Annotated in this window: 13 protein-coding genes; 8 read left to right on the forward strand and 5 right to left on the reverse strand. The window is 57.0% G+C overall.

Annotation, left to right across the window (positions count from 1 at the left end; translation table 11 throughout):
- Positions 1 to 13: 13 nt before the first annotated feature.
- Together nfo and IB226_RS02115 are read right to left on the reverse strand one after the other, a co-directional pair.
- The gene (gene nfo, locus IB226_RS02110) at positions 14 to 859 is read right to left on the reverse strand and encodes a deoxyribonuclease IV (RefSeq protein WP_192233324.1); all 846 of its coding nucleotides are present in this window, start codon (positions 857 to 859) and stop codon (positions 14 to 16) included.
- 57 nt (positions 860 to 916) lie between these two features.
- On the reverse strand, positions 917 to 1,960 hold the full coding sequence (locus tag IB226_RS02115; protein ID WP_192233326.1) for a YeiH family putative sulfate export transporter: 1,044 nt from the start codon (positions 1,958 to 1,960) through the stop codon (positions 917 to 919).
- Positions 1,961 to 2,194: 234 nt separating this feature from the next.
- Here IB226_RS02115 and yieE point away from each other — a divergent pair, with 234 nt between their 5' ends.
- The 4 genes from yieE (at position 2,195) to IB226_RS02135 (ending at position 6,698) form a co-directional block, all read left to right on the forward strand.
- Entirely contained in the window at positions 2,195 to 3,061 is an 867-nt protein-coding gene (gene yieE, locus IB226_RS02120) for a DNA-binding transcriptional regulator YeiE (RefSeq protein ID WP_192233328.1), read from the forward strand.
- Positions 3,062 to 3,197: 136 nt separating this feature from the next.
- Entirely contained in the window at positions 3,198 to 4,664 is a 1,467-nt protein-coding gene (locus IB226_RS02125; RefSeq protein ID WP_101763707.1) for an amino acid permease, read from the forward strand.
- A gap of 169 nt (positions 4,665 to 4,833) precedes the next feature.
- A complete protein-coding gene (locus tag IB226_RS02130) occupies positions 4,834 to 5,913 on the forward strand; it encodes an iron ABC transporter permease (RefSeq protein ID WP_101763708.1) in 1,080 nt (359 codons plus the stop codon).
- Entirely contained in the window at positions 5,913 to 6,698 is a 786-nt protein-coding gene (locus IB226_RS02135) for an ABC transporter ATP-binding protein (protein WP_192233330.1), read from the forward strand. Before IB226_RS02130 ends, IB226_RS02135 begins: the two co-directional genes overlap by 1 nt.
- Before the next feature lie 171 nt (positions 6,699 to 6,869).
- Here the strand turns inward: IB226_RS02135 and fghA are convergent, their stop codons facing one another.
- From fghA to IB226_RS02150, 3 genes are all read right to left on the reverse strand, one after another.
- Positions 6,870 to 7,712, reverse strand: a complete 843-nt coding sequence (gene fghA / locus IB226_RS02140) for an S-formylglutathione hydrolase (RefSeq protein WP_192233332.1) — start codon at positions 7,710 to 7,712, stop codon at positions 6,870 to 6,872.
- Between the two features lie 12 nt (positions 7,713 to 7,724).
- A complete protein-coding gene (locus tag IB226_RS02145) occupies positions 7,725 to 8,849 on the reverse strand; it encodes an S-(hydroxymethyl)glutathione dehydrogenase/class III alcohol dehydrogenase (protein ID WP_064739274.1) in 1,125 nt (374 codons plus the stop codon).
- 67 nt (positions 8,850 to 8,916) lie between these two features.
- Positions 8,917 to 9,828 (reverse strand): LysR family transcriptional regulator, encoded by a 912-nt coding sequence (locus tag IB226_RS02150; RefSeq protein ID WP_101763711.1) that lies wholly within the window; start codon positions 9,826 to 9,828, stop codon positions 8,917 to 8,919.
- 99 nt (positions 9,829 to 9,927) lie between these two features.
- Between IB226_RS02150 and IB226_RS02155 the strand changes: the two genes are divergently transcribed.
- From IB226_RS02155 to galS, 4 genes are all read left to right on the forward strand, one after another.
- On the forward strand, positions 9,928 to 11,055 hold the full coding sequence (locus IB226_RS02155) for a YbfB/YjiJ family MFS transporter (protein WP_192233334.1): 1,128 nt from the start codon (positions 9,928 to 9,930) through the stop codon (positions 11,053 to 11,055).
- 117 nt (positions 11,056 to 11,172) lie between these two features.
- Positions 11,173 to 11,838: a GTP cyclohydrolase I FolE gene (gene folE / locus IB226_RS02160; protein ID WP_049852430.1), complete on the forward strand. Its 666-nt coding sequence runs from the start codon at positions 11,173 to 11,175 to the stop codon at positions 11,836 to 11,838.
- Positions 11,839 to 11,891: 53 nt separating this feature from the next.
- Positions 11,892 to 13,052 carry a DUF418 domain-containing protein YeiB gene (gene yeiB, locus IB226_RS02165; protein ID WP_192233336.1) on the forward strand — a complete coding sequence of 387 codons (1,161 nt, stop codon included), beginning with the start codon at positions 11,892 to 11,894 and terminating at the stop codon, positions 13,050 to 13,052.
- A 142-nt stretch (positions 13,053 to 13,194) separates the two neighbouring features.
- Positions 13,195 to 14,235 (forward strand): HTH-type transcriptional regulator GalS, encoded by a 1,041-nt coding sequence (gene galS / locus IB226_RS02170; RefSeq protein ID WP_192233338.1) that lies wholly within the window; start codon positions 13,195 to 13,197, stop codon positions 14,233 to 14,235.
- Positions 14,236 to 14,305 lie beyond the last annotated feature (70 nt).

Raw genomic sequence — 14,305 nt, forward strand, 5'->3', positions numbered from 1 at the left:
TTTAATCAGATAATTAACCCTGCTGCTCCGACTTCAACCATGCAATCTCATCCTTCCAGATATCCGGATTAATGGTTTCCAGAATCATGGGAATGCCGTCAAAACGTTTATCTTTCATCAGCCAGCTAAACGCGGTTTTACCGATATTGCCTTCACCCAGACTGTGATGGCGGTCGACGCGACTGCCCAGCGTGCTCTTGGCATCATTCAGGTGCATACCGCGCAGATACTGGAAACCAACGATGCGCTCAAAGTCGCTGAAGGTCTCGGCGCAGGCTTCTTCGGTACGCAGGTCGTAACCGCCCGCAAAGGCGTGGCAGGTATCAATGCACACGCCAACGCGCGACTTATCTTCCACGTGCTCAATAATAGTGGCGAGGTGCTCGAAGCGGAAACCGAGATTGCTGCCCTGACCGGCGGTGTTTTCGATCACCGCCACCACGCTGCTGGTTTTATCCAGCGCGATGTTGATCGATTCGGCGATACGCTTCAGGCAGGCTTCTTCTTCAATCTGCTTCAGATGGCTGCCCGGATGGAAGTTCAGCAAGGTCAAACCCAACTGCTCGGCACGCTGCATCTCATCGAGGAAAGCCTCGCGCGATTTCTCCAGCGCTTCCATCATCGGATGGCCGAGGTTAATCAGATAGCTATCATGCGGCAGAATCTGCGCGGAGGTGAAGTTGTAACGATCGCAGGCGGTTTTAAACGCATCGATCACTTCTCCTGACAGCGGTGCGGCTTTCCACTGGCGCTGATTTTTGGTGAACAGCGCAAAGGCTGTGGCTTCGAGTTCGTGGGCACGGATAACTGCCTGGTCCACGCCGCCTGATGCACTGACGTGTGCGCCGATATATTTCATGCCGCTCTCCTGATTGGGCGATTGCTGCTGCAAAGCTGCCCATCATAGCGGATGCGGTTACGCCATGAAATGTTGCACCAGCACATTGAGTGCTCCGCCGCCGAGAATTAACCAGCCAAACATCACCAATCCCAGCAGCAAGGGTTTACAGCCAGCCTGTTTCAGGGCGCTGAAGCGCGTAGTCAAACCCAGCGCGGCCATCGCCATCGCCAGCAGCAGATTGGCCAGCTGATTCAGCGTGCTAACAATATTGGCAGGCAGCAGATGCAGCGAGTTAAACAGCGCCACCACAATAAACAGCAGCGCGAACCAGGGAAAACTAATCGCTTGTTGCTGTGCGTTGTGGCTACGCTGACGTTTCAGCCAGCTTCCCAGCATCAGCAAGAAGGGCGCTAACATCATCACGCGCAGCATTTTGGCAATCACGGCGGTGTTTTCGGCCTCGGCACCCATCGCGTGTCCTGCCGCGACAACCTGCGCCACTTCATGCAACGTCGAACCCGTGAAGATACCGAAATGTTCCGCGCTAACTGTTGGTAGCAGCGACCACAGCAGCGGATAGAGGACGATACCGAGGGTACCAAACAGCACCACAGTCGCAACAGCCACCGCCACTTTTGACGGCGCAGCCTTAACGATAGGTTCACTCGCCAGCACCGCCGCCGCGCCACAAATGCTGCTGCCCGCCCCAATCAGCCACACGGTTTCGCGATCCATCTTCAGCAGACGAATGCCGATAAAACAGGTCAGCAGGAAAGTGGAGCTGAGAACCATCACATCAATCAATACGCCGCTAAGACCGACATCAGCAATCTGCTGCACGGTAATACGAAAGCCATACAGGATGATGCCGAGGCGCAGCAAGCGCTGTTTCGCCAGCATTACGCCGCTGTCACAGGCGCCGGCCATCTGCGGATAAAGGGTGTTACCGAGCACGATGCCCAAAATAATCGCTAACGTCAGCGCACCGAATCCGGCCCCGGCCAACCAAGACTGATTGCTTAACCACGCCGCGGTACCGGCAATCGCCACGGTCAACAGCAAACCCGGCAGCCAGTGATGTAGATGAAACGGGGTTTTATTCACGCTTAACTCAGCCATACTTTTCTCCTCGCTGGACGGCGGTGGTTCGGACGAAAACCACAATTAAAGAGCGCACATTCCGTAGCGGCGCAATTTATTGCGCGATAAATCGCGCCGCTACGGAATGTGCGATGATTTATGCCGTGTGCTTATCTCATGCTGTTCTTTGCTAAGCCTGCGCTGCGCTGGTATAAAAGTAAAATTGATAATATATTTATAATTAACCAGAATAAGTAATATAAAGGAAACCGCATGCACATCACGTTGCGCCAGATTGAAGTGTTTACCGAAGTGCTGAAGAGCGGCTCGACGACGCAGGCCTCGCAGGTGCTGGCGCTGTCGCAGTCGGCGGTGAGCGCCGCGTTAGCAGATTTGGAAAACCAACTCGGTGTGCAGCTGTTTGACCGCGTTGGTAAGCGGCTGGTGGTGAATGAGCATGGCCGTTTACTCTATCCGCGCGCCGTGGGTTTGATGGAGCAGGCGGGCGAAATCGAACAGCTGTTTAAGGAAGATAACGGGGCGATTCGCCTGTTCGCCAGCAGCACCATTGGTAATTACCTGCTGCCGGGCATGATCGCCGCCTATCGCCGCGATTTCCCCGCGTTGCCGCTGGAGCTGAGCGTCGGCAACAGTCAGGATGCGATTAATGCGGTGGCGGATTTTCGCGTCGATATCGGTTTGATCGAAGGTCCGTGCCACGAGCTGGATATTATCAGCGAGCCGTGGCTGGAAGATGAGCTGGTGGTGTTTGCCGCGCCGGATGCCGCCATCCTGCAGCAGCCGATTACGCTGGAAGCGCTCGCCGCCGCGCCGTGGATTCTACGCGAGCGCGGTTCAGGCACGCGCGAGATCGTTGATTATCTGCTGCTGTCGCATCTGCCACAGTTTCAGCTCGGCATGGAGTTAGGCAATTCAGAGGCGATTAAACACGCGGTGCGTCACGGCATGGGCATCAGCTGTTTGTCGCGGCGGGTGATTGAGGATCTGCTGGAAGCCGGCACGCTGGTGGAAGTCGCGATCCCATTGACGCGCCTGACGCGCACGCTGTATCGCATCCATCATCGACAGAAGCATGTGTCCAAAGCGTTGAGCCGTTTCCTGTCGTATTGCCGTGAATAATCACAGCGCTGATCACGCTGCGGCTAATAATTCCCGGCCGATCATGAAGGTAACTAATAACCCGACGTGAATGCTATACAGCTTGGGGCTAGCTGCTACAATCTCGCCTCATTTTTATCCAGCATAGCGTTTACACATGCATAATGACTCAAAAACAACACAACAACCTGGATTGCGCCGTGAATTAAAAGCGCGTCATCTCACCATGATCGCCATTGGTGGTTCCATCGGTACCGGCCTGTTTGTCGCCTCGGGTGCCACCATTTCTCAGGCCGGACCCGGCGGCGCGCTGCTCTCCTATGCGCTCATCGGCCTGATGGTTTACTTCCTGATGACCAGCCTCGGCGAACTCGCGGCCTTTATGCCGGTTTCTGGCTCCTTCTCCACCTACGGTTCAAAATATGTTGAAGAAGGCTTCGGCTTCGCGCTGGGCTGGAACTATTGGTACAACTGGGCGGTGACCATCGCCGTTGACCTCGTCGCCTCGCAGCTCGTCATGAACTACTGGTTCCCGGACACGCCCGGCTGGATCTGGAGCGCACTGTTCCTTGGCCTGATGTTCCTGCTCAACTACATCTCAGTCAAAGGCTTCGGCGAAGCGGAATATTGGTTCTCGCTGATCAAAGTGACCACCGTCATCATCTTTATTGTGGTTGGCGTGTTGATGATCACCGGCATCATGCGCGGCGCAGAAAACGCCGGCTGGCATAACTGGACCGTGGGCGAAGCGCCGTTCGCCGGTGGTTTTGCCGCGATGATAGGCGTGGCGATGATCGTTGGCTTCTCCTTCCAGGGCACCGAGCTGATCGGTATCGCGGCCGGTGAATCTGAGGATCCGGCGAAGAACATTCCGCGTGCGGTGCGTCAGGTATTCTGGCGAATTCTGCTGTTCTATATCTTCGCTATTCTGATCATTAGCCTGATTCTGCCGTACACCGATCCGAAGCTGCTGCATAACGATGTCACCGATATCGCCATCAGCCCGTTCACGCTGGTGTTCCAGAATGCCGGTCTGCTGTCAGCCGCAGCGGTAATGAACGCAGTGATTCTGACGGCGGTACTGTCGGCGGGTAACTCCGGCATGTACGCCTCAACGCGTATGCTGTTCAACCTGGCACGCGAAGGTAAAGCGCCACGCATTTTCGGCAAGCTGTCGAAAGGTGGCGTGCCGCGTAACGCGCTGATTGCTACCACCGTGGTGGCGGGATTGTGCTTCCTGAGCTCGAAATTTGGTAACCAGGAAGTTTACCTGTGGCTACTGAACACCTCAGGCATGACCGGTTTTATTGCCTGGTTGGGTATCGCCATTAGCCATTACCGTTTCCGTCGCGGTTATATCGCTCAGGGTCACAACCTGGCCGATTTGCCGTACCGTTCGGGCTTCTTCCCGCTGGGACCGATTTTCGCCTTTATTCTGTGTTTGATCATCACACTGGGTCAGAACTATCAGGCGTTCCTTGCTGACCGCATTGATTGGTATGGCGTGGCCGCAACCTATATTGGTCTGCCGCTGTTCCTGATTATTTGGTTGGGCTACAAGCTGACACGCGGTTCGCGCTTCGTGAAATACAGCGAGATGGAATTCCCGACGTTCAAAGAGTAGTCATACCCTTGCGCGATAAATCGCGCCGCTACGAATAAGGTGCACGTGTAGTAGCGGCGCAATTTATTGCGCATTGTTTTGGATTTTGTTACTCAGATTGAATTGATAATTATTATCACCTGCACTATTGTGGCTGCCGTTATGATTTCGACAAGAAACGGGTAGAACAATGCGTACCACCGACGCCACGCTGCTGGCGGAAAACGGCCTCGAAACCGACACCATGACGCGTTATCGTCAGGTACTGCGCCAGCGACTGATGTTAATTGGCGTGCTGGCGCTGGCGATATTAGCGTCAGTGATTCTTGATTTCACCCTCGGCCCGGCTGGGCTCTCCCTCGACACCTTATGGCAAACGCTGACGCATCCCGATGCGGTCGATGCGGGCACGCGCGTGATTGTCTGGGATATTCGTTTACCGTACGCCTTGATGGCGGTTGTGGTGGGCTTCTCGCTCGGCCTTGCCGGTGCAGAGATGCAAACCATCCTGAATAACCCGCTTGCCAGCCCGTTTACGCTCGGCGTTTCGTCGGCGGCGGCCTTTGGTGCGGCGCTGGCCATCGTTCTTGGTATCGGCATTCCTGGCGTGCCGGATCAGTGGTTTATCTCCGCCAACGCGTTTGTGTTTGCGCTATTTGCCGCCTTGATGCTGGATGGCGTGACGCGCTGGACCAAAGTTTCGACCTCTGGCGTGGTGCTGTTTGGTATCGCGCTGGTGTTCACCTTCAACGCATTAGTCTCAATGATGCAGTTCATCGCCAGCGAAGATACTTTGCAGGGCCTGGTGTTCTGGACCATGGGCAGCCTCGCGCGCGCCTCGTGGGAAAAGCTCGGCGTATTAACCGCCGCCTTTGCCATCCTGATTCCGTTCTCGATGCTCAGCAGCTGGAAGCTGACCGCGCTGCGCCTCGGCGAAGATCGCGCGGTGAGTTTTGGTATCGACGTGCGCCGTCTGCGCCTGGCAACGCTGCTGCGCATCAGTATTCTCTCTGCGCTGGCGGTGGCGTTTGTCGGCCCAATTGGTTTCATCGGTCTGGTCGCGCCGCACATTGCGCGCATGATGTTTGGTGAAGATCACCGCTATTACCTGCCAGCCAGCGCGCTGGTCGGTGCGCTGGTGCTGTCGCTGGCTTCGGTGGCGTCGAAAAACCTGATTCCCGGCGTGATCATTCCGGTGGGAATTGTGACGTCGCTGGTCGGCGTGCCGTTCTTCCTCAGCATTATTCTGCGTCATCGGGGGACGGTGTAATGGAGCAGGGATTACGTCTCAAGCATTTCTCCGCCGGTTATCCGAAGTGCAAGGTGATTGACGATCTCAACGTGCCGGAGCTGCCGCAGGGCAAAATCACCGTGTTGCTTGGCCCCAACGGCTGCGGCAAATCGACGCTGTTGCGCGCGCTGGCTGGCTTGGGCAAAGGGCAGGGCGAGCTGTGGCTGAACGGTGAAGAGCTGATGAGCCAGCCGTTTGCGCGCCGGGCGCAGCGTGTGGTTTATCTGCCGCAAAGTTTGCCGGCGGGCGTGCATCTGCACGTGCTGGAGTCGATTATCGTGGCGCAGCGTGCGTCGGGTGGTTTACACAGCGCCTCGAGCGAAGCGGAGATCATGCATCTACTCGAGCAGCTCGGCATCGCGCATTTAGCCATGCGTTATCTCGATCAGCTTTCGGGCGGGCAGAAGCAGTTGGTGGGTCTGGCGCAATCGCTGATTCGCCGTCCGGAACTTCTGCTGCTGGATGAACCGCTTAGCGCGCTGGATCTTAACTACCAGTTCCACGTGATGGATCTGGTGCGTCGTGAAACCCGGTTGCGCAATATTGTGACGGTGGTGGTGGTGCACGATATCAACATCGCGCTGCGTCATGCGGATCACGCGCTGATGCTGAAGGATGGCAATCTGCTGGCGGACGGCGAGCCGTCGCAGGTGATTACGCCGGAGACGCTTGCGCAGGTGTATGGCGTGCGCGGCCGTATCGAGCACTGCTCACGCGGCATGCCGCAGGTGATGATCGACGGGTTGGCGGAGACGTTGGTGTAGTTAAGCAGGTGCACGCTGTCCCCCATCCCGGCCTTCCCCCGCAAGCGGGGGAAGGAGACGCTGCCACATGCAGCTTCCTCACTGACATGTGGCAGCATCTTCCTCCCCCATTTATGGGGGAGGACCGAGGAGGGGGACAGCCAGCACATACCGAGAGGCCAGCCAGCACCATCACACCAACAAATGCTTCGCGTGGAAACGCAGATGATCTTCCACGAAGCTGGCGATAAAGAAGTAGCTATGGTCATAACCCGGCTGGATGCGTAGCTCCAGCGGGAAGCCTTGCTCACGCGCCACCGCTTCCAGTCGCTCTGGACGCAGCTGATCGGCGAGGAACTGATCGCTATCCCCTTGATCAATCAGAATCGGCAAGCGCTGTTCCACGTCACGCATCAACAGGCAACTATCCCATTCACGCCACATCTGACGATCTTCACCCAGGTATGCGGCAAAGGCCTTCTGCCCCCAAGGCACTTCGGTAGGATTGACGATTGGCGCGAAGGCAGAAGCAGACGCAAAACGTCCGCCAAGACGCAATGCCAACACCAGCGCACCGTGACCGCCCATTGAATGACCCATCACCGACTGACGATCGCTCAGCTTAAAGTTATCCGCCACCAACTCCGGCAGCTCCGCGCTGAGGTAATCGAACATGCGGAAGTTCGCCGCCCACGGCTGCTGCGTGGCGTTGAGGTAGAAACCTGCGCCCTGGCCGAGATCGTAACCGCTGTCGTTCGCCACATCGTCACCGCGCGGGCTGGTGTCGGGCATAATCAGCACCAAACCCAGCTGCGCAGCCACGCGCTGGGCGCCGGCTTTGGTGGTGAAGTTCTCATCGCTGCAGGTCAATCCGGCGAGAAACCACACCACTGGCGGCGGTGCGTCACTCTGCGGCGGCGGCAGAAAAATGCTGAAGGTCATCGGACAGTTCAGCATGGCCGACTGATGACGCCAGCGCTGCTGCCAGCCACCAAAAATGCGATGCTCTTCTAACAGCTCCAAAGTGGAAGCCATAACGTCTCCTGATTACTTAGTAAAATGCACCACCGTACGGATAGATTTCCCTTCATGCATCAGATCAAAGGCGTCGTTAATCTCTTCCAGCGGCAGGTTATGGGTGATGAAATCGTTCAGGGCGAATTTACCGTCGAGGTAATCCTGCACGATGCCCGGCAACTGTGAACGGCCTTTAACGCCACCAAAAGCGGAACCACGCCATACGCGACCGGTCACCAGCTGGAATGGACGGGTAGAAATCTCCTGGCCCGCGCCAGCCACGCCGATAATCACTGATTCGCCCCAACCTTTGTGGCAGCACTCCAGCGCCGAACGCATCACGTTAACGTTACCGATGCACTCGAAGGAGAAATCGACGCCGCCGTCGGTCAGTTCAACGATCACATCCTGAATCGGTTTATCGTGATCTTTCGGGTTGATCAGATCGGTGGCACCCAGTTTGCGCGCCAGATCGAATTTACTGGTGTTGAGATCGATACCGATGATGCGACCGGCTTTCGCCATCTTCGCGCCGATAATCGCCGACAAACCAATACCGCCGAGGCCGAAGATCGCCACGGTGTCGCCTTCTTTTACTTTGGCCGTGTTCATCACCGCGCCCATGCCGGTGGTGACGCCGCAGCCCAGCAGGCACACTTCTTCCAGAGGCGCTTCTTTGCTGATCACCGCCAGCGAGATTTCCGGTACCACGGTGTATTCAGAGAAGGTTGAGGTGCCCATGTAGTGGAAAATCGGCTTGCCGTCTTTGAAGAAGCGGGTGGTGCCGTCTGGCATCAAACCTTTGCCCTGGGTGGCGCGAATCGCCTGGCAGAGGTTGGTTTTGCCCGAGAGACAGAACTTACACTTGCCGCACTCTGGGGTGTAAAGCGGGATCACGTGGTCGCCGACGGCCACGCTGGTCACGCCTTCACCCACCGCTTCCACCACGCCGCCGCCTTCGTGACCGAGGATCGCCGGGAATACGCCTTCCGGATCTTGTCCCGACAAGGTGTAAGCATCGGTGTGGCACACGCCAGTAGCCACGATGCGCACCAGCACTTCACCTTTTTGCGGTGGCATCAGATCCACTTCTTCGATTTTCAGCGGTTCGCCAGCTGCCCAGGCAACGGCGGCGCGGGTTTTAATCATGTTCATGCAATCCCTCTTCCTGTAGATGCGGGGTAAGTGGCCCCGATGGTCGTGATGTCGATAAAACAGAAACTCACTCGGCAACGTGCAGCGGATGCCGCAACTCGTCGTTAACCGGGCGATCGTCAAACAGTTCAATAATCAAGTATTTCAGCGCTTCCACATTGGGTGTAAACGCATCGCGCCGCCACATCAGCCAGGTGGCGGTATCGCGGTAAGCAGGCGGTAACGCATGCTCCTGCACGCGGGCGCGGGCTGGCATTTGCGCCAGCACCGAGGCGGGAATCATCGCCACGCCCGCGCCGCCGGCCACACACGCCACCATCGCGTGGTAAGACTGTATCTCCATCACGCTGCTCGGCGCGGTCTGGCTTTCGCGATACCACGCTTCCAGCTTGGTGCGGTAGGAACAGCTGTTGCGAAAAGCAAACAGCGTGTCGCCTTGCACATCGCGCGCGCTGGCAATCGGCGCATGTTCCGGGCTGGTGATCAGCACCATCTGCTCATTAAAGGCAATGCAGCCATTGAGATCGTCGTGCGCCACCGGACCATCCACCAGCGCGGCGGCCAGCGTGCCTTCCCGCACTTTGTCGATGATTTCACCGGAAGTATTGGTGATCAGCGACAGTTCCACGGCGGGAAAACGCTGGTGATAGGCCGCCAGGAGGGCAGGGAGGCGCGTCGCGGCGGTGCTCTCCATCGAACCGAGCGCGAAATTACCGCCCGGCTCACCGGCGCGCGCCATGTTCAGCGCTTCATCGCTCAATGCCAGGATGCGCTGCGCATAGTTAAGAAAATTGTGGCCCATTGGCGACAGGCGAATGCGTTGCTTCTCACGAATAAACAGATCAACGCCAATTTCATCTTCCAGCTGGCGCAGACGCGTGGTGAGATTGGAAGGTACGCGATGGAGTTGCTCGGCGGCACGCGCCAGCGAACCGGATTCGGCCACGGAGCAAAACATGCGGAGCTGTACTAAATCCATATTCTCTTCTCGTAAACAACTTGGTTAGTATTATTCACTTTCCGTGAGTTTAAACGTCATGCATGCTAGTGACAAGTGATAAAACATTCTGAGGTCGGTATGGCGTTTCGTGTCGCGCTTAGCGCGTTCTTAAGTTTAGTGGTTGCGATGGGGATTGGGCGATTTGCTTTCACGCCGCAGGTTCCGCTGATGATTCAGGACCATCAACTGACGCTCACCAGCGCCAGTCTAGTGGCGGCACTCAACTATCTCGGCTATCTGTTTGGCTCGTTTGATGCGATGCGTGCGCGCACCCGCGTCGAGTGGCGTTTACAGGCGGGCGTGTGGGGCGCAGTGATTTTAACGCTGCTCTCGGCCTGCGTCAGCGGTCCGTGGTTACATGGCCTGATTCGTTTCCTGATTGGCTGGGCCAGCGGCTGGGCGATGGTGTTGCTGGCGGCATGGGCCAGCGACCAGCTACATCATCACGGACGTCCCGGCTTGCTGGCGGCGGTGTTTGCCGGACCCGGCACCGGCATCTTTATCAGCGGCATGCTGGCGGTGGCGCTGCACGCCAGCGGTGTCAGCGCGGCCTTTGCGTGGGCGGCTTACGGTTTGCTGGCACTGTTGTTGATTGCCGCGATTGCGCGATTCCTGCCGCGCACCGGCCAGTTACATCGCCCCGATCAAGCTGCATCGCCGCTGGTGCTGAATGGCAATCTCAAGCGCCTGGTGCTGAGTTACAGCCTCGCCGGCTTTGGCTACATTCTGCCCGCCACTTTTCTGTCGCAAATGGCGGCGGCGCGTTTTCCTGACAGCGCGTTTGCCCAGTTTGTCTGGCCGGTGTTTGGTGGCGCGGCGGTGATCGGCATCGTGTTAGGTATTCTGACGCGTCACTGGGGCAGCAGCCATCTGCGGCTGGCCATAGTGTTGTGGGCGCAGGCGCTGGGCGTTATCGCCGCGATTGTGCTGCCCGGCTTGAATGGCCTGATGCTGGGCGCAGCGCTGATCGGCGGCGGCTTCCTGTGTGTGGTGCAGCTGACGCTGCAATATGGGCGCGAGCTGGCACCACAGCATGCGCGCTATCTTGCCGGTTTGCTCACCACCGGTTATGCGGTCGGGCAATTGGGCGGTCCGCTGCTGTCGTGGATTTCCAGCATGCTATGGCATCAGCTGGAACCCGCGCTATGGGTAGCGGGCGCCAGCTTAATCCTTGCGGGAATGCTGGTTTTACGTCGCCGTACGTGATGAAAAGCTTATCAGAATGATTACTGGATTAAGGGCGCGGAGTATTTCACAATACGCGCTCAGAATTTCCCCCGTGGGCGAAAACCCGCGGGCGCATCACCTGTCGGAGAAGAGTAAATGAGCACCTTAAGTCAGGAAGCCGCCCTGGTTCACGAAGCGCTGTTGGCGCGTGGTCTGGAAACACCGTTACGTGCCCCGGTGCGTGAAATGGATGACGCCGCGCGCAAACGCGAAATTGCCGGCCACATGACGCAAATCATGCAGCTGCTGAACCTGGATCTGGAAGATGACAGCCTGATGGAAACGCCGCACCGCATCGCCAAGATGTATGTGGATGAGATTTTCTCAGGTCTTGATTACGCCAACTTCCCGAAAATCACCGTTATTGAAAACAAGATGAAAGTGGATGAGATGGTAACGGTGCGTGATATCACGTTGACCAGCACTTGCGAACACCACTTTGTGATTATCGATGGCAAAGCCACCGTGGCCTATATCCCGAAAGAGAAAGTGATTGGCCTGTCGAAAATCAACCGTATTGTGCAGTTCTTTGCCCAGCGTCCGCAGGTGCAAGAGCGCCTGACGCAGCAAGTGCTGGTGGCGCTGCAAACGCTGCTCGGCACCAATAACGTTGCGGTGTCGATTGATGCAGTGCATTACTGCGTGAAAGCGCGTGGCGTGAAAGATGCTACCAGCGCCACCACCACCACCTCGCTTGGTGGCTTGTTCAAATCCAGCCAGAACACGCGTCAGGAGTTTTTGCGCGCGGTTCGTCACAGCTAATCTGTTTGGGCAACAGCCTGTTGCCCGATTTCCTCTCTCCGTCAGGGCACTCGATGCAACGCTATCTCGCGCTGGATTTCATTCGTGGTTGCGCCATTCTCGGCATCTTGCTGCTGAACATTGTCGGCTTTGCGTTGCCATCGGCCGCCTATCTCAATCCGGCATGGCGCGGCGAGGCTGCTACGTCTGATGCCTGGACGTGGGCGATCATGGATGGCCTGGCGCAGCTGAAATTCCTCACGCTGTTTGCCTTGCTGTTTGGTGCCGGCCTTTACATGCAGGCGCCGCGCGGCAGCCGCTGGATGTCGGCGCGTCTGACGCTGCTGGTGCTGCTCGGTTTCATTCACGGCATCTTTTTCTGGGAAGGCGACATCCTGCTGGATTATGGCCTGATTGGGCTGATTATCTGGCGCATGCTGCGGGATGTGCCTTCCGACCGCGCGTTGTTACAAACCGGCGCATTACTCTATCTGGTCGGCTGCGGCGTGCTGCTGATTTTCGGCGCGGTCTCCAGCCCCAATCCCACGCGATCCTGGCTGCCGGGTGCGTCGGATCTGCAATATGAGAGCTACTGGAAACTGCTCGGCGGCTGGGAAGCGGTGCAGAACCGGCTGGATCATCTGTCATCAGGCCTGATGGCACTGGCGTCACAATATGGATGGCAACTGGCGGGTTTGATGCTGATTGGTGCGGCATTGATGCGCAGCGGCTGGCTCAGCGGGCAATTTAGCGTGCAGCACTATCGCCGTTCGGCGGCGCTGCTGCTGACTATCGGCTGGCTGATCGCCATTCCCGGCATCGCCGCGCAGTGGATGATTGGCTGGGAATTCCGCTGGACCGGCTTTTTCCTGCAGGTACCGCGCGATCTCGCCAGTCCGTTTATCAGCCTCGGTTATGCCGCGCTTTGCCTGGGATTCTGGCCGCAAATTGCGTCAACGCGCGTCAGCTACGCCATTCAATGCGTTGGCCGCATGGCCTTGAGCAATTACCTGTTACAGACGCTGATTTGCACCACGCTGTTCTACCGCTTTGATCTTTTCCTCAGATTCGATCGCCTGCAGCTGCTGGCCTTTGTACCGGCTATCTGGCTGGTTAATATCCTGTTTTCCGTGCTGTGGCTGCGCGTCTTCCCGCAAGGCCCAATGGAGTGGATCTGGCGCAAACTGACACGTCTTGCCGCGGGAAAAGCTGATCCTTCCTCCTCGCTCAGATAATGATGTTCATCACAAAGGTTGCAGAATTGTATGTAACCGTTTTCATTGCTGTGACGTGATTCACGTAGTCGTTTCACATGCCCTGACAGAATAGCGCCGTTACGCGCTTGTCGCGCATTTTCAGACTCTGTGGAACAGCTGCATGATAACGATTCGTGATGTCGCCCGTCAGGCCGGTGTGTCAGTAGCCACCGTGTCGCGTGTGCTCAACAACAGCAGTGCAGTCACCGCCGATACCCGGGAAGCCGTGCTGGCTGCCGTTGATGCGTTAGGCTATCGCCCGAACGCCAACGCGCAGGCGCTGGCTACGCAAATCAGTGACACCATCGGCGTGGTGGTGATGGATGTTTCCGATCCCTTCTTTGGCGCGCTGGTGAAAGCGGTGGATACCGTGGCGCAGCGCGTGCATAAACACGTGTTAATCAGTAACTCCTGGCATCAGGAAGAGAAAGAACGTCACGCAATTGAGGTGCTGATACGTCAACGATGTAACGCATTGGTGGTGCACGCGAAAACGCTTTCAGACGCCGAACTGACGCAGTTTATGGATCAGGTTCCCGGTATGGTATTGATTAACCGTACAATTCCCGGTTACGAACACCGCTGCGTCTGCCTGGATAATGTTACCGGCGCTCAGGTAGCCACGCGCATGTTGTTACAACAGGGACATCAACGCATCGGCTTTCTTAGCTCCAGCCACCCGATTGAGGATGTAACGCAACGACGTGAAGGCTGGCTGCAGGCCTTGTCAGAACAGGGAATCCGCCCGCAGGAGTCATGGATTGCGCATGCTGAACCTGATATGCAAGGCGGCGAAGCAGCGATGGTGGAGTTGCTGGGGCGTAACTTACATTTAACAGCGGTGTTTTCCTACAATGACGGCATGGCGGCGGGTGCATTGACCGCTTTAAAGGACAACGGCATCCAGGTTCCGCAGCATTTCTCTGTCATTGGCTTTGATGATATTCCCATCTCCCGCTACACCGATCCGCAGTTAACCACGGTCCGTTATCCTATTGTTTCTATGGCGAAACTCGCCACGGAGTTAGCGCTTAAAGGTGCCGCAGGCGAGCTGGATCAGCTGGCTGTACACTGCTTTATGCCAACGCTGGTGCGTCGCCATTCTGTCGCCCAGCGGCAAATTGTGGAGTCGGTCACTAATTCAGGCGATAGCGCAGTGTAACCGTTTCCAATCTGTGATTGCATTCACAGTTAATTAACATGCCGCTCACTATGATGGCAGCGTCTTACCG

Origin of the sequence: Pantoea sp. PNT03 (assembly GCF_014852515.1) — a bacterium.
Taxonomy (GTDB): domain Bacteria; phylum Pseudomonadota; class Gammaproteobacteria; order Enterobacterales; family Enterobacteriaceae; genus Pantoea; species Pantoea leporis.